The sequence below is a fragment of the Elizabethkingia argenteiflava genome (assembly GCF_009904105.1).
GTDB lineage: Bacteria > Bacteroidota > Bacteroidia > Flavobacteriales > Weeksellaceae > Elizabethkingia > Elizabethkingia argenteiflava.
This window is the reverse complement of record NZ_JAAABJ010000682.1, coordinates 1-441: the sequence shown is the minus strand read 5'-3', so window position 1 is coordinate 441 and position 441 is coordinate 1. Positions and strand designations below refer to the sequence as shown.

The following is a 441-nucleotide window of genomic DNA, read 5'->3' as shown; positions in this document are numbered from 1 at the left end:
ATAAATAATTTATTGATTATATATTTTAATACATCGCTCACACTTATGCAAAAAATAATCTAGCATTATGTCTTTTATATACATCATTCGATAACAGGTGATTAAAAACAAGAAAAAAATACTATATTGGAAGCAAAAACAAAAAAAACTATTAAATAAACCAATAAATTTTAAAATATTATTTATAGGATATCATATTATAAACATTACTGAAGGAAAAATAGAGCACACCTATGTAGAAAGTTATGAGCGTTTGTGCTATGTGGATACGATTACTGATGATTCAATTATTTATCCGAGAGAAGAACATTGGGAGCCTTTCAAGGTAGCAGGTCATGAAAACTATAAAAACCTATTCTAAGATTGGTACCGTGCAGGAATAAAGGCACAAGAGCTTTTTAAAAAACAAGCTAGTGATAAAGGACTTATTATTGAAGAAGT

1 protein-coding gene is annotated in these 441 nt (G+C 27.4%); it reads left to right on the top strand.

The window, feature by feature from the left end:
- Positions 1 to 97: 97 nt before the first annotated feature.
- Complete coding sequence (locus GNY06_RS13165; protein ID WP_166520511.1) at positions 98 to 361, top strand: hypothetical protein; 264 nt, start codon at positions 98 to 100, stop codon at positions 359 to 361.
- The last annotated feature ends 80 nt before the right edge of the window (positions 362 to 441 follow it).